The sequence below is a fragment of the Acinetobacter sp. V104_13 genome, from assembly GCF_031798995.1.
Lineage (GTDB): Bacteria > Pseudomonadota > Gammaproteobacteria > Pseudomonadales > Moraxellaceae > Acinetobacter > Acinetobacter pittii.
Genome location: NZ_JAVQNP010000025.1, coordinates 82977 through 109493, shown reverse-complemented (window position 1 = coordinate 109493; position 26517 = coordinate 82977). Strand labels below are relative to the sequence as shown.

Annotated in this window: 24 protein-coding genes; 9 read left to right on the top strand and 15 right to left on the bottom strand. The window is 39.1% G+C overall.

The window, feature by feature from the left end; genetic code table 11:
- Positions 1 to 13: 13 nt before the first annotated feature.
- The 6 genes from kdpB to RMB06_RS10050 form a co-directional block, all read right to left on the bottom strand.
- Complete coding sequence (kdpB, locus tag RMB06_RS10075) at positions 14 to 2053, bottom strand: potassium-transporting ATPase subunit KdpB (protein WP_311079327.1); 2040 nt, start codon at positions 2051 to 2053, stop codon at positions 14 to 16.
- Between the two features lie 8 nt (positions 2054 to 2061).
- Entirely contained in the window at positions 2062 to 3771 is a 1710-nt protein-coding gene (kdpA, locus tag RMB06_RS10070; RefSeq protein ID WP_311079325.1) for a potassium-transporting ATPase subunit KdpA, read from the bottom strand.
- A gap of 258 nt (positions 3772 to 4029) precedes the next feature.
- Entirely contained in the window at positions 4030 to 4467 is a 438-nt protein-coding gene (locus tag RMB06_RS10065; protein WP_017480850.1) for a 2-amino-4-hydroxy-6-hydroxymethyldihydropteridine diphosphokinase, read from the bottom strand.
- Complete coding sequence (folB, locus tag RMB06_RS10060) at positions 4424 to 4804, bottom strand: dihydroneopterin aldolase (protein ID WP_000338783.1); 381 nt, start codon at positions 4802 to 4804, stop codon at positions 4424 to 4426. Before folB ends, RMB06_RS10065 begins: the two co-directional genes overlap by 44 nt.
- A 15-nt stretch (positions 4805 to 4819) precedes the next feature.
- The gene (locus tag RMB06_RS10055) at positions 4820 to 6118 is read right to left on the bottom strand and encodes an AarF/UbiB family protein (protein ID WP_311079322.1); all 1299 of its coding nucleotides are present in this window, start codon (positions 6116 to 6118) and stop codon (positions 4820 to 4822) included.
- A gap of 58 nt (positions 6119 to 6176) precedes the next feature.
- A complete protein-coding gene (locus RMB06_RS10050) occupies positions 6177 to 6953 on the bottom strand; it encodes a HesA/MoeB/ThiF family protein (protein ID WP_311079320.1) in 777 nt (258 codons plus the stop codon).
- Between the two features lie 173 nt (positions 6954 to 7126).
- Here RMB06_RS10050 and RMB06_RS10045 point away from each other — a divergent pair, with 173 nt between their 5' ends.
- Positions 7127 to 7705, top strand: coding sequence for a flavin reductase family protein (locus tag RMB06_RS10045; protein WP_311079318.1), 579 nt, complete (start codon positions 7127 to 7129; stop codon positions 7703 to 7705).
- Positions 7706 to 7844: 139 nt separating this feature from the next.
- On the opposite strand, the gene RMB06_RS10040 is transcribed toward RMB06_RS10045, so the two are convergent.
- Both RMB06_RS10040 and RMB06_RS10035 read right to left on the bottom strand, forming a co-directional pair.
- Positions 7845 to 8981 (bottom strand): acyl-CoA dehydrogenase family protein, encoded by a 1137-nt coding sequence (locus RMB06_RS10040; protein ID WP_311079535.1) that lies wholly within the window; start codon positions 8979 to 8981, stop codon positions 7845 to 7847.
- A 19-nt stretch (positions 8982 to 9000) separates the two neighbouring features.
- Positions 9001 to 9771 carry a 3-hydroxyacyl-CoA dehydrogenase gene (locus RMB06_RS10035; RefSeq protein ID WP_311079317.1) on the bottom strand — a complete coding sequence of 257 codons (771 nt, stop codon included), beginning with the start codon at positions 9769 to 9771 and terminating at the stop codon, positions 9001 to 9003.
- Positions 9772 to 9940: 169 nt separating this feature from the next.
- Here RMB06_RS10035 and RMB06_RS10030 point away from each other — a divergent pair, with 169 nt between their 5' ends.
- From RMB06_RS10030 to RMB06_RS10020, 3 genes are all read left to right on the top strand, one after another.
- Positions 9941 to 10969, top strand: a complete 1029-nt coding sequence (locus tag RMB06_RS10030) for an AraC family transcriptional regulator (protein ID WP_311079315.1) — start codon at positions 9941 to 9943, stop codon at positions 10967 to 10969.
- 242 nt (positions 10970 to 11211) lie between these two features.
- Positions 11212 to 12186 (top strand): aliphatic sulfonate ABC transporter substrate-binding protein, encoded by a 975-nt coding sequence (locus tag RMB06_RS10025; RefSeq protein ID WP_068563427.1) that lies wholly within the window; start codon positions 11212 to 11214, stop codon positions 12184 to 12186.
- Between the two features lie 3 nt (positions 12187 to 12189).
- The gene (locus RMB06_RS10020; RefSeq protein ID WP_262739729.1) at positions 12190 to 13029 is read left to right on the top strand and encodes an ABC transporter permease; all 840 of its coding nucleotides are present in this window, start codon (positions 12190 to 12192) and stop codon (positions 13027 to 13029) included.
- Between the two features lie 2 nt (positions 13030 to 13031).
- Here RMB06_RS10020 and prmC read toward each other — a convergent pair whose 3' ends face one another.
- The 3 genes from prmC to RMB06_RS10005 form a co-directional block, all read right to left on the bottom strand.
- Positions 13032 to 13847, bottom strand: a complete 816-nt coding sequence (gene prmC, locus RMB06_RS10015; RefSeq protein ID WP_078225097.1) for a peptide chain release factor N(5)-glutamine methyltransferase — start codon at positions 13845 to 13847, stop codon at positions 13032 to 13034.
- Positions 13847 to 14935, bottom strand: coding sequence for a peptide chain release factor 1 (gene prfA, locus RMB06_RS10010; protein WP_002119588.1), 1089 nt, complete (start codon positions 14933 to 14935; stop codon positions 13847 to 13849). The genes prmC and prfA overlap by 1 nt, the downstream gene beginning before the upstream one ends.
- Positions 14936 to 15225: 290 nt before the next feature.
- On the bottom strand, positions 15226 to 16065 hold the full coding sequence (locus tag RMB06_RS10005) for a type 1 glutamine amidotransferase domain-containing protein (RefSeq protein ID WP_311079533.1): 840 nt from the start codon (positions 16063 to 16065) through the stop codon (positions 15226 to 15228).
- Between the two features lie 119 nt (positions 16066 to 16184).
- Between RMB06_RS10005 and RMB06_RS10000 the strand changes: the two genes are divergently transcribed.
- The 5 genes from RMB06_RS10000 to RMB06_RS09980 all read left to right on the top strand — a co-directional run bounded on the left by RMB06_RS10000 (position 16185) and on the right by RMB06_RS09980 (position 20289).
- The gene (locus tag RMB06_RS10000; RefSeq protein ID WP_130118858.1) at positions 16185 to 17087 is read left to right on the top strand and encodes a LysR family transcriptional regulator; all 903 of its coding nucleotides are present in this window, start codon (positions 16185 to 16187) and stop codon (positions 17085 to 17087) included.
- Positions 17088 to 17279: 192 nt separating this feature from the next.
- Positions 17280 to 17699 carry a glycine zipper domain-containing protein gene (locus tag RMB06_RS09995; protein WP_005068514.1) on the top strand — a complete coding sequence of 140 codons (420 nt, stop codon included), beginning with the start codon at positions 17280 to 17282 and terminating at the stop codon, positions 17697 to 17699.
- Positions 17700 to 17933: 234 nt separating this feature from the next.
- On the top strand, positions 17934 to 18440 hold the full coding sequence (locus RMB06_RS09990; RefSeq protein ID WP_002119687.1) for a hypothetical protein: 507 nt from the start codon (positions 17934 to 17936) through the stop codon (positions 18438 to 18440).
- A gap of 133 nt (positions 18441 to 18573) precedes the next feature.
- The gene (locus RMB06_RS09985) at positions 18574 to 19578 is read left to right on the top strand and encodes an LLM class flavin-dependent oxidoreductase (RefSeq protein ID WP_086394989.1); all 1005 of its coding nucleotides are present in this window, start codon (positions 18574 to 18576) and stop codon (positions 19576 to 19578) included.
- A gap of 147 nt (positions 19579 to 19725) precedes the next feature.
- Entirely contained in the window at positions 19726 to 20289 is a 564-nt protein-coding gene (locus RMB06_RS09980; protein ID WP_002119689.1) for a hypothetical protein, read from the top strand.
- Between the two features lie 39 nt (positions 20290 to 20328).
- Here the strand turns inward: RMB06_RS09980 and pgaD are convergent, their stop codons facing one another.
- From pgaD to pgaA, 4 genes are read right to left on the bottom strand one after another with little or no spacing between them, the layout of a single operon-like run.
- Positions 20329 to 20787: a poly-beta-1,6-N-acetyl-D-glucosamine biosynthesis protein PgaD gene (gene pgaD / locus RMB06_RS09975; RefSeq protein ID WP_005073598.1), complete on the bottom strand. Its 459-nt coding sequence runs from the start codon at positions 20785 to 20787 to the stop codon at positions 20329 to 20331.
- A complete protein-coding gene (gene pgaC, locus RMB06_RS09970) occupies positions 20784 to 22031 on the bottom strand; it encodes a poly-beta-1,6-N-acetyl-D-glucosamine synthase (protein WP_046811962.1) in 1248 nt (415 codons plus the stop codon). The genes pgaD and pgaC overlap by 4 nt, the downstream gene beginning before the upstream one ends.
- Entirely contained in the window at positions 22031 to 23857 is a 1827-nt protein-coding gene (gene pgaB / locus RMB06_RS09965; RefSeq protein WP_311079308.1) for a poly-beta-1,6-N-acetyl-D-glucosamine N-deacetylase PgaB, read from the bottom strand. The genes pgaC and pgaB overlap by 1 nt, the downstream gene beginning before the upstream one ends.
- Positions 23857 to 26295, bottom strand: coding sequence for a poly-beta-1,6 N-acetyl-D-glucosamine export porin PgaA (gene pgaA, locus RMB06_RS09960; protein ID WP_311079307.1), 2439 nt, complete (start codon positions 26293 to 26295; stop codon positions 23857 to 23859). The genes pgaB and pgaA overlap by 1 nt, the downstream gene beginning before the upstream one ends.
- Positions 26296 to 26517: the final 222 nt, after the last annotated feature.

The window sequence follows — 26517 nt, the reverse complement described above, 5'->3', positions numbered from 1 at the left end:
TTCAAACTCCAGATTACAAACCAAATAATTGAACAATCACTACATCAATTGCTTTAATGGCAAGGAATGGTAGAACTACACCGCCCACCCCATAAATCAACATATTTCGACGTAGTAACTGAGTTGCAGTTGAAGGTTTAAATTTCACGCCTCGGAGTGCGATTGGAATTAATAGCGGGATAATAATCGCGTTAAAAATTAATGCAGATAAAATCGCGCTGTTTGGACTTGCTAAGTGCATTACATTCAATACTTGCATTTGTGGAATCGCAGCAGCGAACAATGCAGGCAAGATGGCAAAGTATTTAGAGACGTCGTTTGCTAATGAAAATGTTGTTAAAGCACCACGGGTAATCAGTTGCTGTTTCCCAATCTCAACCACAGCAAGTAGTTTGGTTGGGTCTGAGTCTAAATCGACCATATTGCCGGCTTCTTTCGCGGCTTGTGTACCCGAGTTCATGGCTAGACCAATATCAGCTTGTGCTAATGCTGGCGCGTCATTGGTTCCGTCACCGACCATTGCAACTAAACGACCTTGTTGTTGTTCGGTGCGAATACAAGCCAATTTGTCTTCTGGTTTTGCTTCGGCAATATAATCATCTACACCAGCTTCAGCAGCAATCGCGGCCGCAGTTAATGGGTTATCACCTGTGACCATGACGGTTTTGATGCCCATTTCTCTTAAACGAGCAAAACGTTCTTTAATGCCGTGTTTAATTACATCTGAGAGTTCAATTACGCCCAATACATGGTGTTGATTTGCGACAACCAATGGTGTTGCCCCTTTTTTGGCAACTTGTTCAACACGCGCTTTTAATTCCAAATCTTGAGAATAATCTTCATCTACAAACTTCAAGATCGCATCTAAAGCACCTTTACGAATTTGGTCACCATTAGGTAAATTCACACCAGAAATTCGAGTCGAAGCACTAAAAGAGATAAATTCGGCTTGTTCAGGTTCTTGCTGTTTTAAACCTTGCTCTTTTGCTAACTTAACAATCGACTTCCCTTCTGGTGTTGGGTCAGCAAGTGAACTTACCCAAGCAGCAGCTCTCAACTCAGACTCGGTTACCGAAGTTAAAGAATAAAAAGAAGTCGCTTGACGGTCACCATAAGTAATCGTTCCTGTTTTATCGAGTAAAAGCACATCAATGTCGCCCGCAACTTCGACAGCTTTACCTGATTTTGCCAAAACATTGGCTTTAAGTGCACGGTTCATACCCGCAATCCCAATCGCAGGTAACAAACCACCAATGGTTGTAGGAATCAAGCAGACCAATAATGCGACGAGCACAACTGGATCAAGTTCAATATGCAAATACTTGGCAATAAATGGCAGGCTAATCACGACAATTAAAAACGTGATTGTCATCACCATTAACAAGAAGCCAAGTGCAATCTCATTCGGAGTTTTCTGGCGATTTGAGCCTTCAACCAAAGCAATCATACGGTCTAAGAAACTTTGACCAGATTCAGCAGTCACTTGCACAACAATACGATCTGTCAGAACTTTGGTTCCGCCAATAACACCTGAACGGTCTGTTCCAGCTTCACGTAACACAGGTGCTGACTCACCTGTAACAGCCGATTCATTAATAGTGGCAAAGCCTTCTACAATCTCACCGTCGGCTGGAACAAGCTCACCTGCATGTACTTCAATAAAATCATTTAAATGAAGTTCAGTCGCTGCAACTTGAGTCGCTTGACGGTCTGTCAAAGAGTTGAGTCTTCGAGCCGTTAAATTTTCTCTTGCTGCACGTAATGAAGATGCCTGTCCACGACCTCTGGCCTCTGCAACCGCTTCAGCATAATTAGCAAATAAAATGGTAATAAACAGAATTGCTGTAACCGTGAAACCAAATAACAGCGTGGTGTAACCCAAGACTGTACTAAATGCTGTAACCACTGTTCCAAGCCATACAATTGCCATCACAGGGTTTTTAATTGCATGCTGCGGTAGCAGTTTCACAAATGCATTTTTCCAAACTTCAAAATTTGGCACTGCCATGGTTTGTTTATGGCTATTTACATGAGTTTGTGTATTCATTTTCACTCGCCTCCTTAGCCTTTAACCAACAAAAGTTGATCGGCAATAGGCCCAAGGACAAGAACTGGCATAAATTGTAATAAGGTAAGCAACACAACAATCGTAATCAGCGTTAAAGCAAAGGTTGGAGTTTCAACCTGAAGACTACCTGCTGTTTCGGGTGCTTTTCTTTTTGCTGCTAAACGTGTCGCAATCATTAATGGCAAAATTAAGGTCGGAAAACGTCCTAACAGTAGAGCGATACTACAAGTGACATTCCACCATACAGTGTTGTCTCCAAGACCTTCAAAACCTGAACCATTGTTGGCAAATGCAGAAACATATTCGTAGAACACTTGGCTAATACCATGTGGTCCCGGATTACTAATTCCAGATATGCCTGGAACGCTGAGGCTTAATGCGGTAAATGCAAGAATGACTAAAGGTTGAATCAAGATAATAATCGCGAGCAATTTAATTTCTGCTGCTTCAATCTTACGTCCAAACAATTCAGGGGTACGGCCTGTCATTAAACCTGCAATAAATACGGCAAGTAACAGATAAATCATAAACTGTTGCAGACCACAGCCCACACCACCCCAAATCGCATTAATCAGCATGTTAATGAGTTCGACTAAACCGGTAAGCGGTGCAGAAGAATCATGCATCATATTGACCGAGCCGTTATTTACCTGTGTAGTAAGCGCTGCCCAAACTGCTGATGCTGCTGGTCCAAATCGTTGTTCTTTACCTTCCATTACGGCAAATTGAGATGCTGTCGATGACATACTTTCAGACCAGACAGCCGCTGCACCTGAAATAATTGACATGAAAAGCATGCTGCCAAAGACAAAGTAAGCAAACTTTTTACGCTGGGTAAAATGCCCCACCATAAAAATGACTGTGATTGGAATAAGTAAGATCGCAATCATTTCTAGTAAATTAGAAAATGGTGTTGGATTTTCTAAAGGCACAGAACTATTTGGACCGTACCAACCACCACCGTTACTACCTAATTGCTTAATCGCCACCATTGGCGCAACTGGTCCTAAAGGAATTTTTTGAGTTTCAACGCTATCGGCTTTATCAATAAGTTGTACTTCTGGCCCACCTTGGAAAGTTGCTGGCACGCCTTGGCTGTTAAGCAACAATGACCAGACAAAACAGAGTGGAAGCAAAAAGCGAACTGTAGGACGAATTACATCTGCCCAATAGTTACCAATTAAAATTTGATCTGGCTGCTCAGCAACATCGGCCGTAATATGGCTTGGACGCTGATAAAAGAAAGCTCTTAATGTCGCAACAACCAAAGCCAGCCCCATCATTGGAGTAATGACTTGCAAACCTACAATACCTGTCATTTGCGACAAATAAGATAACTGAGCCTGACCAGAATAATGCTGTTGGTTGGTGTTTGTTAAAAATGAAATAACAGTGTGTAGTGCTAAATCCCAACTCATATTTGGTGCATGATTTGGGTTTAATGGTAGCCATGCTTGCGTCATAAAAATAGCAAGAATAGCCACAGCAAGAAAAATACAGCTCACAACAAATGCTAAAGAATATTGTTTCCAGTTCATTTGTTGTTGTGGAGATACACCTAACAAGCGGTATACAGGATTTTCAATCCAGCGGAATAATCCATCACCCCACATCGGCTGATTTGCCATCACTTTGGATAGATATTTACTGAGGCACCATGCTAAAAAAATAGCAATAAATAAAACAAGTATAAGTTCTAACATGGTTATTCTCCTCTATACCCCTTGGCTTGATTTGCCAAACTGGAAATAAGGAGAGATGGAGAAATATCATTTGTTTTAAGTCCGCATAAGACAATGCCAGACTGATGCAAGATGCGCATTTGAGAATTTATAAGCATCTTTATTGTCCTGAAATAACACTAATTTAGTGAATTTCAGTATCGATAAAATGCCCGTAAATTCTCTATTGAGGAAGTCAAAGCCCACGTAAATTTTGCGTAAAATTTAGTTTGAAGGGCATTAAGCTTTAAAATTAACGACTGGATAAATCATGCTATCAGCCTTTAAGGTTTCACAATGCCAAAGTTCATATAAAGGAATTTTTACATCGAGTGCCAAAGGTAGCTTTTTAGAATTAAATTGCATATGGTCCAGATCACTTCCCCATGCAATCAAATCTACATCTAAAGAAATATGATGCGACGGACGAACACGCCCCGAATCTGACTCAAGTTTCTTTAAAAAAGATTCAATTTGGTCACACGATAAAGTGCTTTTTAATAGACATGCCGAATTCCAATAATCATCTCCAATACCATCTCGGCATGGAATTTGATAAACAGATGAAAACTGCACTTTCCCCAAAGTTGCCAATTGCGTATAAGCAAAAGTAAAGTGCTGATCTGCGTCTAAATTACTCGCTAGGGCGAGCGCAAAAATTGTTTCTGGTGCGTTCAAGACGAATTCCTACAGCATTTGCTTCTGCAATGATGGCTGGCTTACGGATGGTTATGGTAATTTTTTCAATTGATGGAAAGGTTTCAAACAAACATTGTAAAACCAAATGTGCTGCATGCTCGATTAATTCAGGTTTAGCTTGTTGAATGGTTTGAGCCGATAACTCACAAATCTGGGCATAGTTGAGTGTGTCCTCAAGCTTGTCAGACTCTGCTGCTCGGCTCAAATCATTATGGATGGTTAAATCCAACATTAAAGGTTGAATGATTTGTCTTTCCCAGTTGAAACAGCCAATCACTGTCTCAACTTTCAAGCCTTCAATAATAATGGCATCCATAAATTTAAACTGACCTTAGTGCTTTAACAACGAAGCAGGTTCCATATTTTGAACCATTTTCAAACGCTGGTCTGCATAAATATCAGTATATGGTGCGAGTACGCGCATAAAACGATCGAAATAAAGCATTTGCTTAAATAATAAAGCAAAATCACGTGGGAATTTAATCCCGTGACGCTCACCTACACCTACCATATCCATCATGATGTCGTTTAAATCAGCTGGGTTTGAAGACAATATCTGTTGCGGATCGGCCATTAATACGCCATTAAACAAACGCTCTAGATCTTGAGCCAACACATGAACGTCAATTTTGTTATGGGTCATACCCATTTTCAGCATATTTTCAGCCATTGCCTGATAATCAGTTTTTTGTAAGGCATCCATAAATGCAATACATGCTGTCCAAACTTCAGGTTTTAACTGACCGACGATACCAAAATCAATAAAACCAATACGCCCATCTTCAAGCAACATTAGGTTCCCAGCATGTAAGTCGGCATGGAAACTTTTACATAGCATGAGACTACCAAACCATGTATTCATGGCAGTAATCAGTACTTGTGATGGATCTTTAGCATATTGTTTTACAACACTAAAGTCAGTCAAAGACACACCGTATAAACGCTGCATAGTCAAAACACGGCGTGTAGAAAACTGATGATAAACTTTAGGTGCAGTCGCAGCTTTGTTTTGAGAAATATTTAAATATTCAATAAAGTCATCTAAGTTTTGTGCTTCTTCAATGAAATCGACTTCACGAACCATACGGCTTTTAATTTCATCAACAATTTCGGAAAGAGCAGCAAATTTGATTTTTGGTACTGCACGTTCAAGCAGCTTGGCAGCCCAATGCACCACACTTAAGTCTGTATATAAAATGGTTTCAACGCCAGGCTTTTGTACTTTAATAACAACATCTTCACCTGTGGTCAGCTTAGCTGCATGAACCTGAGCAATTGACGCAGAAGCTAATGGCTTTTCATCGATATAGCTAAAAATCTGGCTTAAATCGCGTCCTTCAAACTCAGATGCAAGCACACCTTGAATATAACTAAATGGGAGTGTTGGTGTCTGGTCTAAACAACCTTGAAATTCTTCTACATATTCACGTGGGAAAAGCGATGGCGTACTCGCAATAAACTGACCAAGCTTAATATAAGTTGAACCAAGTGACTCAAAAGTCTCTCGCATGAGTTTGGCATTACTTGGTTTTTCTGTTGCGTATTTAATTCCAGCTTTGGCCGCAACCACTGCTGTTTCACCAATGCGGGCGACGGAACGTAACCCATCAAACAAAATATTTTTTTTCATATTTCTTCAAAACCGAATCATTCAGGTTGAGTGTAGCAAATTTTGTTTCATTTACTGATTAGCTTGCCTGACAAAGTGGGCAATTTACATCTTTATCAAAACTAACAATACGTTGTGTCATATTTAAACCATCCCACAATAATAGTTTCTGCTTTAAAGGTACACGATTTAAACCTAAATACAGCAAAGTGTGATGCGCTTGTAATGACGCTATCATTACAGGTGTAGTTGCAAGTACCCCTGATTCTGCACAGCGCAGCCCTTCATTGCTATGCTGTTCTTTTGGAAAAAGACATTCATAACAAGCTGAATCTCCTTCAACCATAAACATTTGCGCCTGAAAACCAATTGCTGAAGCGCTAATTAATGCGACTTGATGTTTCTTACAAGCTGCGTTTACCAGATAGCGAGTTGTAAAATTATCACAACCATCTAAAACCACATCTTGGTGTTCAACAAGTCTATCAATGTTATGTTCATCTAAACGTTCGTTATAGTATTCAACACAGATATAAGGGTTAATTTTCTGTAAACGTTTAGCCAAAATTTCTGCTTTATAGCGACCAACATCTTCATGACCAAATGCGATTTGTCGTTGTAAATTACTTATCTCAATGGTATCTGCATCAATCAGTGTAATTTTCCCAACCCCTGCTCGCACTAGTAGCTCTGCACTGCTACATCCTATTCCGCCAGCACCGACAATCAGTACATTAGCAAGTTTGAGTTTTTCCTGAGCTTCAATATCCCATCCATCAAGTAAAATCTGACGGCTATAGAGATGCATTTCTTCATCACTTAACTCTACAAAATCGATATCTTGAAGCTCGGTCACGCGTTAATCCTTTCACTTAGAAGCCAAGTGATTTTATGACTAAGTTCGTTATTATGAAAGCTATAAAATAGAAACAACTTTTTTATTCTAATAAAGCTTATTTACCAACATTGCATCTATCAAGCTTTCTGCAACAATAGAAATATCCATTTTCTTTATTACTTAGGCTAAATATGACGCAATCATATATTGCACCTGTAGAGTTAGAAAAAGCTTATCGTTTATTAAATCATGGCCCAACTGTGCTTGTTTCCGCACAACATGGAGACGACTGCAATGTAATGGCTGCTGCTTGGGCATGTGCCTTAGAGTTCAAACCAGCCAAAGTGTCCGTGGTTCTTGATAAAAGTACTAAAACCCGACAGCTCGTTGAGCAAAGTGGCTATTTCACACTACAAGTTCCCTGCTATGCACAGCTCGATCTGACTCATCAACTTGGAACCATTAGTAAGTTGGATGATCCACAAAAACTTGAGCATTGTGGTGTTGAACTATTTTATCAAGAAGGTCTTCCTAGCCCACTTGTATCAGGTTGCATTGCATGGCTTGTATGTAAACTTATTCCAGAACCCCATAATCAGTCAGTTCATGATTTATTTATTGGTTCTGTTGTGGGTGCATGGGCAGATAGTCGCGTTTTTAGAGATGGGCACTGGCATTTTCAAGATGCACCGAAAGAACTTCGAAGCCTACATTATATTGCTGGAGGAACGTTTTATTTAATTGGTGAAGAAGTCAAAGCTCAGCTTTAATCAACAAAAAGCGAGTTTTATTTAAATTTTTGAAGTGTATTGAATCGAATTCAAACTAGAAAGTTTCTGCTCAATGGCAAAAGACCGCATAACAATTGCGGTCTTTTGCAGTCAGTGACTATTTTTTAAAATCTCATATTTAAACTTGAGCAACTTCACGAGCAATCACCAAACGTTGAATATCAGAAGCACCTTCATAAATCTGGCTTACACGAACATCACGATAAATTCTCTCAACTGGGAAATCACTGACGTAGCCATAACCACCATGAATCTGGATCGCATCTGAACAAACCCGTTCAGCCATAGTAGATGCAAACAGCTTTGCCATTGAGGCTTCTTTTAAACAAGGTAATCCCGCATCCTTTAAAGTTGCAGCATGTAAAACCAACTGATGTGCAGCTTCAATCTGGGTTGCCATATCGGCTAAGCGAAAACCAACCGCCTGATGCTGAACCAGCTCTACACCGAAGGCCTTACGTTCATTTGCGTATTGGACAGCAGCATCAAAAGCAGCTCTTGCCATTCCAACAGATTGAGCAGCAATCCCAATACGTCCAGCTGCTAAATTAGAAAGTGCAATTTTATAACCTTCACCTTCTTGACCCACCAAATTTTCTAAAGGAATCCGGCAGTCCTCAAAAGTAATGGTTGCGGTGTCCGAAGCATGTTGACCCATTTTGTCTTCAATACGAGTCACTAAATAACCTTGTGTATTGGTCGGTACAAGAAAGCACGAAATGCCTTTTTTGCCAGCCTGTTTATCTGTAACCGCAAATACCAAAGCCACTTGGGCATTTTTGCCACTGGTAATAAATTGCTTTACGCCATTGAGTACCCAATGGTCGCCATCTCGCTCGGCTTTACATAGAATTGCGCTCGCATCGGAACCGACATGAGGCTCAGTTAAACAAAAACATCCTAGCCATTCACCAGATGCAAATTTTGGCAAATAGGTTTGTTTTTGCTGCTCTGAACCGTATGCCAGTGTAATACCGCAAATCAATGAATTTTGAACACTGACGATAGTCGAAATAGCACCATCACCTGCGGCAATTTCTTCAATTGCAAGCACCAAAGATACATAGTCCATTCCCGCACCGCCCCATTCATTTGGAACGGTCATGCCCATAGCACCTAGTGCCCCTAAATCTTTTAATTCCTGAGCAGGAAACTCATGGGTTTTATCGCGATGTGCGGCTGTTGGTTTTAACTGATTCTGCGAGTAGTTACGCATCATCTCCTGAACCATACTTTGTTCAGCATTTAAAATCATTTCAGCATCCTTATTTTTATTATTTTGCTGCCATACGAATTGCACCATCTAGACGGATGACTTCACCATTTAAATATGAGTTTTCAGCAATATGCCCAACTAAACGAGCAAATTCTTCGGGTTTTCCTAAACGAGATGGATATGGCACCATTTGTCCTAAAGCATCTTGAACATTTTGTGGCATACCCTTAAGCATTGGTGTTTCCATAATTCCTGGTGCAATGGTCATAATACGAATAGCATGTCGCGCAAGCTCACGAGCAATCGGCAATGTCATCGCAACAATAGCGCCTTTTGATGCCGAATAAGCTGCCTGACCAATTTGACCATCAAATGCTGCTACAGACGCAGTGTTTACAATCACTCCACGGTCTTCTTCACCTTCTTCAACCATGTTTTTACTCATTGCATCTGCTGCAAAACGCAGCATGTTAAATGTACCTGTAACATTAATATTTAAAGTCTTTGAAAATAATGCCAAATCATGTACACCTTCACGACCAACTACTTTCGCAGAAGGGCCAATACCCGCACAGTTCACCAAACCATGCAAATGACCATGTTTTGTCAAAACATCCTTAAAGAACTGTTCAGCAGCAGCTTCATCGGCCACATCAAGTTTTACAAAGTCAGCTTTTGGCCCCAACTGTTTTGCTTGTTGCTCACCTGCTTCTACATTCATGTCTACCAAGGTAACTGAAGCACCTTGTTGGACTAAATACTCAGCTGTTGCAGCACCCAAACCAGAGCCACCACCTGTAATTACGAAATGTTTCCCTTGAATTTTCATTATGTAATGTCCTATAGAAATGTTCTTTAAACTTAGTAGTGAGAGTAAAAGTTGTTGTTTTCCGATACAATTTCAAAAAGCCTCAAAATGTTTGCAGCTTTTGATCAATCCAAATTTTAAATATGCAGTATTTCACTTGAAATATATGAAGAAAATATGAGTCTTTGACATGGTTGTCCAATCTTCTTTAAGTAAAGGCACAATTTCGATTGCACTAGTACATGAAGCACTGAGTGCGGCTTATGCCAAAGGCCTAAATACACAAATAATTCTAAATAAAGCAGGCATCCCCGTTGAATTACTTATGTCTCCAAAGGCACGTGTGCCTGTTACGACGTATGCCCAATTGTGGATAGAGCTTGCAAATGCCATGAACGATGAATTTTTTGGGATGGATAGCCACCCCATGCGTCGTGGAAGCTATAAATTACTGACTAAACTCGTCAGTACGGCTGAAACTTTACAAAAAGCACTCTACGATATTTTGAAGTTTTTTAACTTTGTTTTAGATGATATGCATGGAGAACTCATTCGAGAACAAGAAAAAGCTTATTTAGTGATTCATGATCATGAACAACCTAAACGTATGTTTACCTACGCAACCTTTTTAATATTAGTACACGGACTTATGTGCTGGTTGGTAGACCAACGAATTGGTTTAAATACTATTATGGTACGTTGTGCTAAACCGAACGATATTCAGGACTATTTAGTTCGTTTTGGTGAAGATATTCAATTTAATGCTGAGATAAATCGAGTTGAGTTCGATGCCCACTATTTAGATATTAAAATTAAAAAAGATAAAAAAGCGCTTTATGATTTTTTAGAGCAAACTCCGCAAAATCTTTTAGTTCGTTTTAAAAATGAAAATGCCCTGAGTGTACTTATTCGTCGCCATTTATTGAAACTCCACCCTGCACAATGGCCCGAACTTAAAGATGTAGCTCACCAACTCAATATTTCAGAAGCCACCGTTCAACGTAGACTGAAACATGAAGGTGTAAGCTATCAACAAATTAAAAATGAAATCCGCTGTGATATTGCTGTTCAACGCTTAAGCAAAACGAATGACTCAATTCAAGATATTAGTGAAGATTTAAGCTTCCATGACCCAAGTGCATTTCACCGTGCTTTTAAAAAATGGACAGGTGTCAGCCCAGGTGCATATCGAGATAATTTAACTGGACACAAGCAATAACATATACATCGAATGAAGCTTAAGGCGTTAGAGATTAAGCTTATGATATTTATGTATTTTAAATTCAATATTTCAGATAAATGCATTATTTAAAATTTGATAATGGTCATAAAAACAGTGATTTATCATTTTATTCAAACTTTTATCTTTCAAACTGATTTATAAATCAAAATAACTAAGTTCATAAGCCTCTAAACACGTGAAAGGATGATCTCCTATTTCATTTCGGTTTTATTTTTATTATGTCTTTAAAATCAAAATTTTCTCTACCAAAGACTTTGTTGGCATCAACATTGGGGTTTGTATTTGCTTCATCTGCTTTTGCAGCAATTCCGACTACACTTAAACTTGATTATGCTTACTATGCACCAACCAGTTTAGTCGTTAAAGATCAAAAACTTCTCGAAAAAGCACTGCCAAATACCCAAATTAAATGGGTTTTTAGTCAAGGTAGTAACCGCTCATTAGAATATCTCAACAGTAACAGCATCGATTTTGCTTCTACCGCTGGATTAGCTGCTGTATTAAGTCGAGCGAATGGTAGTCCAATTAAAACGGTTTATGTACAAAGCCAACCGGAATGGACCGCGCTTGTTGTCGCAAAAAATTCACCAATTAAAAGCCTAAAAGATTTAAAAGGTAAAAAAATTGCAGCTACCAAAGGAACCGATCCTTTCTTATTTACACTACAAGCACTAGATACAGTCGGTTTGAGTAAACGTGATGTACAACTGGTTCATCTACAACACCCAGACGGCAAGACTGCATTAGAGCGTGGCCAAGTAGATGCTTGGGCTGGACTTGATCCATTAATGGCTTCAGCTCAAATTCAATCGGGTGCAAAATTGCTTTATCGTAATGTTGGATTTAATAGCTATAGCGTACTGAGCGTTAAAGAAGATTTTGCAAAGCAAAGCCCTGAAGCGGTAGAAGCCGTTATTAAAGCCTACGAACAAGCCCGAAAATGGGCAAAAGCCAATCCAGATAAAGTGGCAGCACTTTTAGCTCAAGAATCAAAACTTCCTCTACCTGTGGCTAAACTACAACTGAGCCGAACCAACTTCGATCAAAGCATTCCATCAGCAACTCAAGCACAAGCGCTAAAACGTTCTGGGAAAATTTTGACTGAAGAAGATTTGGTTAGAAAAGGTACTAACGTCAATCAAGTGGTTGATCAGTTGCTAGACCCACGTTTTGCTCAAAAAGTCGTGAAATAGTATATGAGTGATTCACTTAACAAAGCTGAGCTAAATCACTTCTTAGCTCAGCAGGCTTTAAAATCTGAGAAAAAGCATCTAAACCATAAATTTACACTGTGGTTTAAAGCGCTACTCATTCCACTTATCTTTTTAACGGCTTGCGAGTTTTTAGTCAGAAATGGCTATATCGATGCTTATCTACTCCCCGCACCTTCTAGTTTATGGCAATCTTTTTTAGATTTAGCTCATAGCGACCTGTTTGCCCATATTTATATTAGTACATGGCGTGTTCTGTTGGGCTTTATTATAGGAAGCGGTTTAGGTTTAATTTTTGCGATTTGGGTTGGATTAAGTAAAGAAGCAGAAGCTTATTTAGAACCAACTTTTTCAGCAATTAAATCAATTCCAAGTCTTGCTTGGATTCCCCTGTTATTGCTTTGGTTAGGAATTGACGAAGGTTCTAAAATTACATTGATTGCAATCGGAGCATTCTTTCCAACCTATACCAATACAGTTGCAGCAATTCATAATGTAGATAAAAAGCTCATTGAAGTTGGAAAAGTTTATCGGCTTAATGCTTTTCAGCGGATTATATCTATTATTTTACCGGCAGCCTCTCCGGGCATTTTAACGGGTTTACGCAACAGCTTAAGTTTGTCTTGGATGTTTATGATTGCAGCTGAACTGATTGCGGCCACACAAGGGATTGGCTATTTACTCAGTGATGGCCGAGAAACGTCTCGACCTGATATTGTTATCATTGCAATTATTTTATTGGCGCTATTGGGTAAAATAACCGATACCTTAATGAAACTTATCGAAAACTGGTTTTTACGTTGGCGTGATACGCTACAAAAATAACTTTAAATCCAGCATGCCAAAGTGACTCGATCATTTTGGCCATAGTCTTGAATAGTTTTAATTTGGCTAAAACCATGCTCTGTGAAAATATCTCGAACAGCTTGTCCCTGATCATAACCATGCTCTAGTGCAATCCAGCCTTGCGGTTTTAACCAGTTTTTGCCTTGAGCAATAATAATTTCAATATCAGCCAGTCCCTGATGATCTGCAACCAATGCACGGCGCGGTTCTGTAGCCAAAGCTTGCATGTGTTCATCGTCAGGGTCGATATACGGCGGATTAGAAACAATTAAATCAAACTTTTGTGGTTCAAGTGCATCAAACCAAGCGCCGCAGGCAAATTTCACACGTTGCAAATTATGAACTTGTGCATTTTCTCTTGCGACTTCTAAAGTAGGCACATAAATATCAGTTGCCGTGACTTGCCAATCTGGACGTTCACTTGCTAATGCAAGCGCAATTGCACCTGTTCCCGTTCCCAAATCAACAATATTTGCAGTATTTGGCAAATTTAGATTTAAAACGGTTTCAACTAGAATTTCAGTATCAGGTCGTGGCACTAAAGTATCAGACGTTACTTTTAAATCGAGTGTCCAAAATGGCTGTGAACCCGTCACATAAGCTAAAGGCTCACCATTTTGGATACGTTCTAGACCAGTCAAGTAATCTTGCTCTTGTTGGGCAGTTAACTCTTGCTCAAGTCTAAACTTTAATTCAAGCGAATTGATTTTTAGAAAATGCTCAAGTAACCAAGCATTTTCTTGACGTTCATAACTGTCAGGCTCACCACGAATTGCAAGCGCTTGAGCAATATTCATTAGCCGCCATTTTCCTGTGCAAGCATCGCAAGCTGATCTGCCTGATATTCACGATGTAAGCTATCGAGCAATTCAGTTAAATCACCTTCCATAATCGCGTCTAACTTATATAAAGTTAGGTTAATACGATGGTCTGTCATACGCCCTTGTGGGTAGTTATACGTACGGATACGTTCAGAACGGTCACCAGAACCGACCAAATCACGGCGCATTTCAGAAGTTGCTGCATCGGCTGCTGCACGTTTAGCATTTTCTAAACGCGATACTAACAATGCCATCGCCTTAGCTTTGTTTTTATGCTGTGAACGTTCTTCTTGGCACTCAACGACTGTACCGGTTGGAATGTGAGTAATACGCACGGCTGAATCGGTTTTGTTAATATGCTGACCACCCGCACCTGACGCACGGTAAGTATCGATACGTAAATCTGCCGGATTAATTTCAACGTTGGTATCAACATCAATTTCAGGCAAGATCGCAACTGTACACGCTGATGTATGCACACGACCTTGTGATTCAGTTGCTGGCACACGTTGTACACGGTGAGCACCACTTTCAAACTTTAAGCGACCATACACACCATCACCATCTACACGGCAAATGACTTCTTTAAAACCACCATGCTCGCCTTCATTTTCCGAAAGGACTTCAATACGCCAGCCTTGTGTCTCGGCATATTTGCTATACATACGGAACAAATCACCAGAGAAAATCGCAGCTTCATCACCACCTGTTCCAGCACGAATTTCTAAATACGCAGCATTAGAGTCATTTGGATCTTTTGGAATCATCAAAATATTGAGCTGGCTTTCTAATTCTTCAAGCAATGTTTTATTGGCTTGAATTTCTTCTTCTGCCATATCTTTAAAGTCTGGGTCCGACTTCATCATTTCAGCAGTTTCAATATCTTCTTCTGCTTGACGGTATTTGCCCCAAACTTCGGTAATTTCAGATAAATCACTATGTTCACGAGACAATTTACGGAAACGTTTGTTATCGGAGATCACTTCAGCATCTGCAAGCAATGCAGTAAGTTCTTCATGTCGATCACAGAGTTGATCAAGTCGTAAACGGAGTGACGCTTTCATAAGAGGAAATATCTCAAAAGTCCAAAAAGCTTATCGAAGGCTATGTAAGTATAGAAGATAAGCAAAATCGTAAAAATAGCGCATAGTTTACAGATTATGCTGCTTAAATGACATATATAATCAGCCAATTCATCAACTTTCCCAATAACTAGAGGCGTATAAATATAATGATTTCGTATAAGATTTATTTACTTGCCTATAATTTGGCTGTTCTGTAGAAAATAATAAGTCATCTTTTCCCTCTATATGGCAATAGAGGCTTTGTTTAAAAACCTCTTTGCCCAGCCTACTTATTTTAATTTTTCTAATAAGGTTTTGCCCACCAAAACAGCTGACGCCGGATTTTGTCCTGTTATAAGTTCACGGTCCACTATCACGTTTGGGGACCACGCAGTGGTATTACTTTGATACTTAGCGCCAAGTGACTGTAAAGCCGTTTGTGGATAAAACTTCATTTCTCCACCTTTTAATAAAGCTTTAGCCTGCTCTTCTTCCTGATTACTAATCACCGTCATTCGATAATTTTTATAAATCCATTCGCCAGTTTTTACTGGCTTGCCTTGTTCGAGTTGACCAACTGCTTCCGAGGCATTAGGTAAAGTAGACATCAATGCAATAGGACCATGACAGACCAACGCAGTAGGTTTACCAGCTTTATGGAAAGCTGTAAGTACTTTTCCAAGTTGTTTATCTTTTAATAGATCTTGCATAGGTGCATGCCCACCTGGAATATAAATAGCATCAAACCGACCCACACCAATTTGTTCAATACGAGATAGGCTCACAACTGGAGAATCTGGAGCAGATGTTAATTTTAGATCATGCAATAAATCTGCATATTGCTTTAATGCTTTTTCATCTTGGTTAAAATACATCGCATTATTCGATGATTCATCTAAGGTTGGAGCTTTCCCTTTTGGTGTAGCGAAAGTTACTGTATGGCCTGCATCTAAAAGCATTTTTGTAGGTTGCATCAATTCATTTAAATAAAAACCAGTTTTAAAAATATGGCCTTTTTTCAGCTCTAATTGGGCTTCATCAGACAACACAACTAACACATGAGCAGCATTTGCACTGAATGCTGCTGAAGCAGTAACTACTGCAAGCATTATTTTATTTAGAGATTTCATCATTCGACCTTCATTCCAACCATTTACTGGATTTATATTTTGGATGGATATATTCTATTTTTGCCAATCAGGTAGATAAACAACCACCTTTGAAAATCTTTTTTGCGTTTGAGGACTAAATGTCACGTCAATTTGACCATCTTGCCGATATTGAAGTGTTTTTAATTGTCGCTGAGAAGCTTTCTATTAGTGCAGCTGCAATTTATTTAGCAACAACTCCTTCAGTCATTAGTAGAACAATTACGCGGCTAGAGAAAAAACTTGGCATTCAGTTTTTTAGAAGAACAACTCGTCATTTGAGCCTGACTGAAGCTGGTCAACTTTATTATGAAAAGATGCAATATGCATTTCAGTTAATTGACCATGCAGAGCGTGCTATTCAAGGTAAGCAACTGCAAATTTCCGGCAAAATTAAATTAAGTGTACCCACCACCTACGGACACTATCGCCTTCCAGAATTACTACAAAAATTTCTTTTGCAATATCCAGATATTCAAATTGAAGTCAGTATTTCTAATCGAAACGTCGATTTAATTGCGGAAGGATTTGATTTAGCTATTCGTCAAGGTCAGCTTCCTAGTAGCACTCTCATTGCCAGACCTTTGGAGCTTGCCCCTCTTCAACTTGTTGCTTCACCCGAATATTTAAAACGTATGGGTGTTCCTCAAACCTTGGAAGACTTAAACCATCACCAATGTATTGCCTTTGAATTACCGAGCACAGGTAAGGTCACTCCATGGTTTTTTAAAAATGGTGATAATGAAATTCAATGGATACCATCAAATCGGATTTTAGTAAAAGAAGATATTTTGGGAGTAGTTTCTCTTGCCGAAAGTGGATTAGGAATATGTCAGAGTTATAGCTTTATTGTTAATGAAAAGATCCAGCAAGGAAAATTACAGCCCGTACTTGAGGGTTATGCAGGTCACACACGGCCCTTTTCTTTACTGTACGCACAACATAAACATATGCCGTCTGCGACAAGAGCTTTAATAAATTTTCTATGTTCTGATCGTGAGTAACCCCGTCAAAACTAAATAAAGCTAAATTTATCTATATGAGTATTAAATATTCTATTTTAATAGAAAACATACAAACCAGACACTAAACTGCAATAATCGAAAGATGGTTCTCCATATTTGGGGAGAAGTGTTTTGTTACATTTGCCGTAACAAAAGATATAGGGTCCTGCAACTAGGGACACGGAGTCAAAAATGAAATTAAATGCTTGGTTATGTAGCGCTGTTCTAGCAACTTCAATGGTTACTGTGGCACATGCTGACAATACAACACATGTAGCAGCCGCTTCTGCTTTAGGTAGCGTAGCAGGTACTGCAATTGGTAAAAGCATGGGCGGTACATCTGGCGCAACAATTGGTGCTGCTTTAGGTGGTGCTGGTGGTGCAGCTGTTGCAAGCGATCGTCGTAACCGTACTGAATCTGCGATTGGCGGTGCTTTAGGTGGTGGTGCTGGTTATACGGTTGGTAAAAGCATGGGTGGTACAAATGGTGGTTATGTAGGTGCTGCTTTAGGTGCTGCGGGTGGTTCTGCTTTGGGTAATAAAATCTCTAAAGACCGTGATGCAGACAGATCTTCTAAGCACTGGAAGAAAAAACACCGTCGTCATCACTAATTAAGCTGATGAAACAATTTTAAGCACCTGCGGGTGCTTTTTATTGTGATGAAGTTATACACTCATATTTCGTATGCTCATGATTTATCCACAAATTAATACAAACACTACAAACAGACACAAAACACTTGTATCACCCTTGGGGTTCTCCATAATTATCACGAAATTTTTTATTACATTTACCCCAAGATAAAGATAACTGTCCTTCCAGTAAAAAGGACATGGAGTTCTACGATGAAAATGAATATTTGGTTGGCTAGTGCATTAATTGCAACATCTTCTATGGTAACAGTTGCACATGCTGACAATGGTACACGTGTTGCTGCAACCTCTGCTTTAGGTAGTGTAGTGGGTACTGCAATTGGTAAAAGTATTGGTGGTACCTCAGGTGCAACAATCGGTGCTGCTTTAGGTGGGGCTGGTGGTGCAGCTGCAGCAAGTGATCGTCGTAATCGTACAGAAGCTGCAATTGGTGGTGCTTTAGGTGGTGGTGCTGGTTATACAGTCGGCAAAAATATGGGCGGTACCAACGGTGGATACATCGGTGCAGCAGTAGGTGCAGCTGGTGGTTCTGCATTAGGTCGTAAAGTTGCTGAAGATCGTAACTACGATGACCGTTATGACCGTGATCGTTACGATCGTGATGACCGCAGATATTACGATGGTGACCGTCGTTATTATAAAGGTGGTAGCCGTCGCCATGACAATGGCTTACACCGTGGTTGGTATAAAAACCGCTAATTCACAGATAAATCAAAAGAGCACCTTCGGGTGCTTTTTTATTTATAGCTAAAAATTAATATCGAAAAAAAACGATATACATCACACCCTATATATCGTATTATTTCGATATATCCTTATTCGAGAATATCGCATGCGATCACTTCAAGATACCAAGTTCTCTATTTTGGAACTTGCTCCTATTCGTAATGATAAAACCATCGAATTCTCATTACGTCACGCATTAGAATTGGCACAACATGCAGAAAAACTAGGTTATGAACGTTTCTGGCTTGCAGAACATCACAACATGGATGGAATCGCAAGTTCAGCTACCGCTGTCTTACTCGGTTTTATTGCAGCACATACACAGCATATTCGCTTAGGTTCAGGCGGAATTATGCTTCCTAACCATGCCCCTTTAGTTGTCGCAGAACAGTTCGGGACGCTTGCTACTTTATATCCAAATCGTATTGAACTTGGTTTAGGCCGTGCTCCCGGTACAGATCAACTCACCATGCGAGCTTTACGTCGTGGCCATCAAGAAACAGAAGATCAGTTTCCTCGAGATGTTGTCGAAATCTTAAAATATTTCGATGTACCTCAAGCAGGACAAAAAATTATTGCAACACCAGGGCAAAGCACCCATGTTCCTGTTTGGTTACTTGGATCTAGCCTATTTAGTGCACAACTCGCCGCAAAACTTGGACTTCCCTACTCATTTGCATCACATTTTGCACCACGTATGTTAGGTCAAGCGATTCAACTCTATCGAGAGAACTTTGAACCTTCTGAGTATCTAGATAAGCCGTATGTTTCAATGGGTGTGCCTGTTGTCGTTGCAGATACAGATGAGGAAGCACAATTTTTAGCAACTAGTGCTTACCAACGTGTATTAGGTTTAATCCGTGGTGAAAGCTTGAAGCTGAAACCACCAGTTGAATCAATGCAGGGATTATGGAATACAGCAGAACAACTTTCTGTCGAAAACTTCTATGCAATGGCGCAAATTGGTTCTGTAGATACAGTTCGCTCTGGCTTACAAAAGTTATTAGCGACGTATAATGTTGATGAATTTATTTTTACATGTGATGTATACGATACAGCTAAACGTTTAGAAAGCTTTACACAACTCATGAATGTAAAAACAGAACATTAAACTCTACTTTAAGCTCCCATACTTGAATTGATTTTGAGTATGGGATGACCATCTATCTGAAAAGACTTTACCCCAACTGCCTGCTTGGTTATTTATATTAAAACGATAAAAACATCATGATTTAAAAACCAAAAGGACTTTTGGAAAATGAGTATTAATATTAAAAATAACACTTCAAAATCAGTGATTTTTCAGAATATCTCTCAAGATTTCGAAGATTTTACTGGTCAAGTGATTTCCTCAACATCAATTAAAGAGTTTGACTTTTCACATTCATCTGTCGCGATTATTGGTACAAATCAAGATAGCGTGACTCATCTTGAAAAAATCTGCCAGCAAGCAAAATTTGTGACTGTCTTCCAAATCACCCCTCATTTTATTTTGCCCCATAGTCAGATGGGTACACATAAGTTAATTACTCACCCACTTATTATCAAAAACCGCAGGTTATTTAACAATCGTGTTAAGAGCATTCTGGCATTGCGGTTTCTAGAAACTCAAGTAAACGAACCATGGCTTAAGCGTCTTTTGACTCCCAATACTGCAACCACCAAAAAAGTATTTTTTAAGTCCGACAGTTATTATGCAGCACTTCAAAAACCTAACTGTAAATTGCAAACATGGCCAATTGTTAAAATTACCAATAGATCTATTCACAGCATGGATGGTATAGAACAACCCGTTGATATTATTATCAGAGCAATGCCATAAAAGTAAAAAAAAGCATGGTTTTAGGCCATGCTTTTTTATTTACTCATATTTTTGCAAATTACCATGATCATCGTAATGCAAAATGATGCGCTGTTTTTCTTGCAAATCATTTAGCATGTCGGAAGTAACTGAAAATTGGGCCGCTAATAATTCTACAGAACTATTAGGTGCCTTAGCACGTCGGTCCTCACCACTAAACCTAATCCAGTTATAACTTGCCCATAAAATTAAAATAAGCGCGCTAATTCCGATCATTAATGCTAAATGTAATAAGGTCTTAACTTCTGATAAGTGGTCTACCCAGACGTAATCATAAATTAAGTGACCTTCAAAAACCCATAAAAATAGTGAAACCAACGGGAAAAGCAACCACATTAAACAAATCCAGCCAATGGTTTGTAATGTATAGTTTGCTGTTTTATTTTTGACATATTCCGGCTGATCAATATATTCAGGGATATCTAAAGTCTCTATATCCTTATTTTCCTCAAGTTTCATGGGTTATCTCCACGGAAGCCTCGATCTGGACTTACCCAACGGGCACGTTTTTTTGTGTTAAATAAAGTTTTTGGTACCGCAACGACACTCGTGAACAAAGTCAGTAGCCAGAAAAATAACGGGTACCAAATCACCCAAAAGTAATTTCTAAAAAAACGCCCTCGGTCATAACGATGATCAATCCACAAACTCACTAAAAACTGGATCAAACATGTTCCGCCTAGTATTACACCGTACCACTGTGGCATAAGCGTTTTGATCTGCCATTGCTGAGGCAACTCAATAAACAATCCCACAAAAAATAACGTGAAGATCATGATCATCACATAAGACCAGATAATACTGACTAGCGCCTCAATCATGACCGGCCACATTCTGCGAACACGCAGTTTGAACATTTGTGGAATATATTCTATAAGAACCTCTACTCCACCTTGCGCCCAGCGAAGACGCTGTTTCCATAGACCTTTAAATGTCTCAGGCATATAGATATAACAAAGCGCTTGTGGAATATACTGAATATCCCAATGGTCGAGTTGTAACTTCCATGAAATATCAATATCTTCGGTAATTTTATCGTCAGACCAAAACCCGACTCGAACGAGTGCAGTTTTACGAAATGCTGCAATCACACCAGATACGGTAAAAATACGACCATATGTACGTTGTGCACGTTTGATCAAACCAATAATCGAAGAAAACTCACCAACTTGTAATTTTCCTAAAATACTAGATCGGTTTAAGATTCGTGGATTACCAGTTACAGCACCAATTCGCGGGAAGTTAATAAATGGTTGCATTAACCAAAGTACCGCATGCGGATGCAACAACGCATCTCCATCGATACAAACAAGATATTCGTATTTACTAACCAGTACTCCCGATCTTAAAGCTACAGCCTTACCCTGATTTTCTGCTAAGTGTACAACCCGAAGTCGTGAATCTTGCGCTGACAATTCATCTAGAATTTCGGCAGTCCTATCACTACTTCCATCATTAACAGCAATGACTTCAAAATTAGGATATTTGGTTTGTAACGCATAACGAATTGTTTGGCGTACTTGCGCTTCTTCGTTAAAACACGGAATGATGATACTGCATCCTTCACCTGTAGGTTCAGGAAGCGCTTGTTCGCGGTATTCTCTTTTAAAGAAAAACCAAAGCCCCCCTACCATCCATGTCCAAGCCATCAGTAAGGGATATAAAAAGGCAAAAGCAAACAGAATATCGAGTAATACTCTCATTACTTTTTCCCCTCTACCAATCCAGCAAAAGGTTGATACATCACAGGGCTAGCATTCAGACTAAGTGGATTATATAAATATTGATAAACATCTTTTGATTTTTCAAAATCATAGCCGTCAATACCGAATTTCTGGATTCCTACTCGCTGAATCGAAAAGAGTCCTTGCTGAACCTCTTCCCAAGCAGTTTTTTGCGAGTTTTCTGGTAATACTAAAGTCAGCATTATTCTTTGCTTATCATTTTCATCAAGTGTATTTAAAAGCATTAACAATTCATTAAATTGCTTTTTCTTACCAATCCCATCGAACTTCAAATTGACTAAATCATGTTGTAATAAAAGCGTTTTGATAAGCTCAGGTAGATTTTCGATATGATCTAAATCAGGTGTAAGCAATAAACTAAACTGTGCCTGATTACTCATATTTAAATAAGGTTTGACCGCTTTTTTAGTCAGTTCACTCAGTTGTTCGAGCTGTTTTGATTGTTCAATGCAACTGCTTTCTTGCACAGTTATTTTTTGCATTGCGCAATTTAAAGATGATCCTGCATTAAGCTGAACACCACTTAAATTAGTGTTAAAACGCGCAATATCTTTAGCCAAATCTACAGTTAGAAATGGTTTATCTTTTTGCGGATAAGCAGGCAACTCTAATATTACAGATTGACCAGCACGAGTTTGAGCCTGCCATAAACTACGGTTTAAAATATCTTGTTGAACAGATATTTTATTTGTAGGGAAATAAGCGACATCATATTGCCCATCTCCATCTTTGTCTTCTAAAGGCTTTAAGATTAAAGCGTTGTTTTTTAAGCTATACAGTTTTGATAATAACTGCCCAAGTTTTTCATCAGTTTGAGTATTGTGCTGCGCTGCTAACTGCTTTAAATCCATACTCACAAAATGACGTGGTTGCTTAAATAAATCTGACTCTTCGAAGTTCAGAATATTTAACATGCCCTCTGTCAGTTGTTCAGCTGTTGGGTTATCAATGACTAAGCTACGTTTAAAAGTTGAGTCACTTACGCGATTCATTCCATCACGTCCCAAACTGAATGAAAACTGGAAACCCGCCTGTTGTGCTAGCTTCTCTAACTGTTCATTCACGGCGCCATATGGCCAAATAATTGCTTTAGGATTAACCCCTACTTCTTTTTTTAAAACCGCATAAGATTTTTTTAAATCCTGCAAAATGCGTTGTTGATATTCTGCATCGGTTTCATAACGTGATTGCGATTTTAAATAGGCATAAGAAGTCGCAGCCGGTTGCTCATTACCTTGAGGATTGGCTAATACCCCATGATGTAAATCATCGCTATGGCTTGCAAACTCGGCTAACCCAGATGCTTGCATTTCACGAACTTGAGCCCAGTTCACCAAATTACCTTGACCATAGGCTTCATAACCCGCTTTTGTATTACCATTTAACCAACTGGTTGGAAGCGCAAAAACTGCTGGAATCTGATATTGCTTCAGCAAAGGAAATACTCGGCTATAGCTACTTAAAGCACCATCATCAAAGGTCAGTAGAATAGAGTTATGAGGTAATTCTTTACCTTGCTTACGTGCCTCTTCAATGTCTTTTAGACGAATCGGTTTCCAGTCCGACTGGCTAAGCCAATCGAGAAACTGTGCCAGATTATTGGTCTGAATCGCATAAACATCGCGGTCACCTTCCTTGAGTACGTCATCTCGCACATCATGAAAAGTTAAAGAAACCGTATGGTTTTTTGGTAGTTCAGTTTCAATGCGGGCATAGGCAAATTGTACGGGTAATAACGTTGAGGCAAACACACAGCTCAACATTTTTGACATCATGTTATTCATTAAAAACGCCCTTCAAATCCGAAAATACCGTAGGTATGTTGTTCATCATGACCATCATATGGATGGTATTGCCAACCAATTCCATAATTAAGTTGCCAAGTCCGTGAGAGCTGCCATTGATGTTGATATTGCAAAGAATATGTTGGTCGAGCTGAGTAATCTGCTTGTTTATAAAGTCCAACTCCAGCTTCAAAATGCTGTTTAAATGAGCGTTCGTACTCGCGCCAAGTGACCCAGTCATGGCTTAAATTCAACTCGGCACTGTAATGATTGCTTGGGCTAAAGTAAGCAGTCTGATCTTGGCTATTGCTGCCATAAAATCCACGAACGGTTCCGTAAGTAATATGGTGAGGCGCATCAAATAATCGCTCACGCCAAAAAGTTGAAAATTCTTGTTGTTTATTACCATCGCTTATATCTGTTAAACCGTAACTCGCCCCAATTTGACGCGACTCATCTTTTTGCCAAGTCAAAGCGGCACGGTAAGCCTGTCCATCCTCACCAGCGTCAATTGCCTGCAATGGAATATTAGCTTGACTGTCATATTGCAATTGATATTGCCAGTGATCGTTTAACCATTGCGACCAATCCAGACGGATACCTGCTTGACCACCATCTGTACTTTGCGACAAGATTGCCGACAATGCCTTACGGTTTGCTTGCCACTCAGCACCAACACCATAACGTTGGTCATGCACATCACCAAAACGATATTCTCCGAAACGATCTTGATGCCAAGCAAATAGACGATAATTATCTTTAATCCACGGGCTATTAAGACGAGTTTCCATTTCGCGGTCTTTTAAACCATTTTGCCCACTCACAGAATCGCTATTCTCTGCTTTACTCTGGCCCCAAGTTGTAGAGTGCGAGATGGTTGCTCTATCACGATCATCCAACTCTTTTCGACTTTTAACTACACCGCTATCTTCAGGATAATATTGCAAAAGACTTTCTGTACTTTTGCGCCATTCAGGAATATCTCCTAAAGCCTGAGCATTTTGCATTTGATTAATACGTGTATCTTTAGCAACGGGTGTTAAACCATTTAAACGAGCAATTGTTTGCTTTGCCTGTAACGGTTTATCTCTCCAGCGCTCAACACGAGCAAGGTTGTTAATTAAACCTTCATTAGCAGGTGCAAGATCTACTTGTTTTTGAAAATGCTTTTCTGATTGATCCAAATGATTTGCATAAGCTAAATGCATGCCTTGTAAAGCAATATAATCATCACGATCAGGATGGCTTGATTTATCTACTCCCTTGGCTTGACTATATTTATACATAGGAATCAACCTATCAACATCATTCAAAAGTTGATCAGCCTGTTTATATTTTTCTTGTTCAATGTAAGAATAATAAAGCCCCGTATATACCGTCATATCTGAGTAGTTTTTTTCGGTAAGTAAGGTTTTAAAAGCGAGTTCAGCCTGCTTCGGTTGTCTTTCAGCTAAATAACTATCAGCAATCGCATGACGTACATAAGCTGGTAGCTTTTCTAACGGTACATTTAATTTAGTAAATTCATCTAATACCGTACGGCTACGCCCACGAAAGTCCAACGCATATAAATAGTCATAATGAAATCTTAAATAATTAGGGTCTGACGGTTGAATCAAAGGCTGTATTTGCTCACCTTGTTTCAACACAGCATCAAGCTCGGCAAAGCCTTCACTGTCCGACATGCCTTCCCGATTCAAATATTTATAGCGAGTAATTGCGTTATTTACACGTTGAGAAAACTCGCTGACTTTTAACCAGTGTTGTAACGATTCTGTTTGCGCATTTTTATCGCTGGCAAGCAGCAACTGCTGAGCTTTTTTATAAGCGCCTACAGCCGCCAAGTCGTAACTATATTCTTGCAAAACCGCAAAAGATTTTGGTTGTTGTTGATAAGCTTGCTCGATTGCAGATAAAGCATCTACAGGTGAATTAATAAGTCGATATGCATAAGCAATTTGAACAAATTGATCAGCTGTAAGATTTTTACTCTTAATACCTGATAAATGCACCTTAGCATTTACAGGATCTTTAGCCTCAGCATATAGAACCGCTAATAAAATCTGCCCATCAGATGTCTTTTGAATATTAAATTTATTCGACCACTCAATTGCATCTTTAAAGTGTTTAAAATCACGAAAATTACGTATTAATGGTAGCTGCCCATATTCTGGAAAATTCACATAATTAACATTTGCTAAATGCTGAGAAAAGGTTAATAAATCTCTTTTTTCACTTGACATGACAACTAAATAATCAGCTAGTAATTTTTGGTCATGCGGGTATTTATTTAGCAATTGTTCTAATTGCAATATTGCTTGTTGAGTTTGCCCAGTTTTGTAAGTGTGAATAGCTTGCTCTCGCAATTCATCTACTTGAGCAGCATATAAATTAAGAGGCAAGATATATACCAATGAAAAAACACATTTTTTTAGCATTTTGATAATCGGATAGTCCCATATCGAGGTGGGAAAGTATAATTAAAATCAAAAACCAATCACACAACATCAAAAAAGTGTGATCTATTTAACATTTTATAAATTGTGGATTTTTCATGAATGCTTTTCTAAAATATTTATAAAAAATAAAGAATTACTATTTTTCAGCACAATAAAAAACATACACTTCTTTTCAATAGTGTTATTTAAATTTACAAATGA

Excerpts from the sequence above, each read along its gene's own strand:
- kdpA (WP_311079325.1), bottom strand. The coding sequence starts at position 3,771 with ATGTTAGAACTTATACTTGTTTTATTTATTGCTATTTTTTTAGCATGG.
- folB (WP_000338783.1), bottom strand. The coding sequence starts at position 4,804 with ATGGATGCCATTATTATTGAAGGCTTGAAAGTTGAGACAGTGATTGGC.
- RMB06_RS10055 (WP_311079322.1), bottom strand. The coding sequence starts at position 6,118 with ATGAAAAAAAATATTTTGTTTGATGGGTTACGTTCCGTCGCCCGCATT.
- RMB06_RS10045 (WP_311079318.1), top strand. The coding sequence starts at position 7,127 with ATGACGCAATCATATATTGCACCTGTAGAGTTAGAAAAAGCTTATCGT.
- RMB06_RS10040 (WP_311079535.1), bottom strand. The coding sequence starts at position 8,981 with ATGATTTTAAATGCTGAACAAAGTATGGTTCAGGAGATGATGCGTAAC.
- RMB06_RS10035 (WP_311079317.1), bottom strand. The coding sequence starts at position 9,771 with ATGAAAATTCAAGGGAAACATTTCGTAATTACAGGTGGTGGCTCTGGT.
- RMB06_RS10030 (WP_311079315.1), top strand. The coding sequence starts at position 9,941 with ATGGTTGTCCAATCTTCTTTAAGTAAAGGCACAATTTCGATTGCACTA.
- RMB06_RS10025 (WP_068563427.1), top strand. The coding sequence starts at position 11,212 with ATGTCTTTAAAATCAAAATTTTCTCTACCAAAGACTTTGTTGGCATCA.
- RMB06_RS10020 (WP_262739729.1), top strand. The coding sequence starts at position 12,190 with ATGAGTGATTCACTTAACAAAGCTGAGCTAAATCACTTCTTAGCTCAG.
- prmC (WP_078225097.1), bottom strand. The coding sequence starts at position 13,847 with ATGAATATTGCTCAAGCGCTTGCAATTCGTGGTGAGCCTGACAGTTAT.
- prfA (WP_002119588.1), bottom strand. The coding sequence starts at position 14,935 with ATGAAAGCGTCACTCCGTTTACGACTTGATCAACTCTGTGATCGACAT.
- RMB06_RS10005 (WP_311079533.1), bottom strand. The coding sequence starts at position 16,065 with ATGAAATCTCTAAATAAAATAATGCTTGCAGTAGTTACTGCTTCAGCA.
- RMB06_RS10000 (WP_130118858.1), top strand. The coding sequence starts at position 16,185 with ATGTCACGTCAATTTGACCATCTTGCCGATATTGAAGTGTTTTTAATT.
- RMB06_RS09995 (WP_005068514.1), top strand. The coding sequence starts at position 17,280 with ATGAAATTAAATGCTTGGTTATGTAGCGCTGTTCTAGCAACTTCAATG.
- RMB06_RS09990 (WP_002119687.1), top strand. The coding sequence starts at position 17,934 with ATGAAAATGAATATTTGGTTGGCTAGTGCATTAATTGCAACATCTTCT.
- RMB06_RS09985 (WP_086394989.1), top strand. The coding sequence starts at position 18,574 with ATGCGATCACTTCAAGATACCAAGTTCTCTATTTTGGAACTTGCTCCT.
- RMB06_RS09980 (WP_002119689.1), top strand. The coding sequence starts at position 19,726 with ATGAGTATTAATATTAAAAATAACACTTCAAAATCAGTGATTTTTCAG.
- pgaD (WP_005073598.1), bottom strand. The coding sequence starts at position 20,787 with ATGAAACTTGAGGAAAATAAGGATATAGAGACTTTAGATATCCCTGAA.
- pgaC (WP_046811962.1), bottom strand. The coding sequence starts at position 22,031 with ATGAGAGTATTACTCGATATTCTGTTTGCTTTTGCCTTTTTATATCCC.
- pgaB (WP_311079308.1), bottom strand. The coding sequence starts at position 23,857 with ATGAATAACATGATGTCAAAAATGTTGAGCTGTGTGTTTGCCTCAACG.
- pgaA (WP_311079307.1), bottom strand. The coding sequence starts at position 26,295 with ATGCTAAAAAAATGTGTTTTTTCATTGGTATATATCTTGCCTCTTAAT.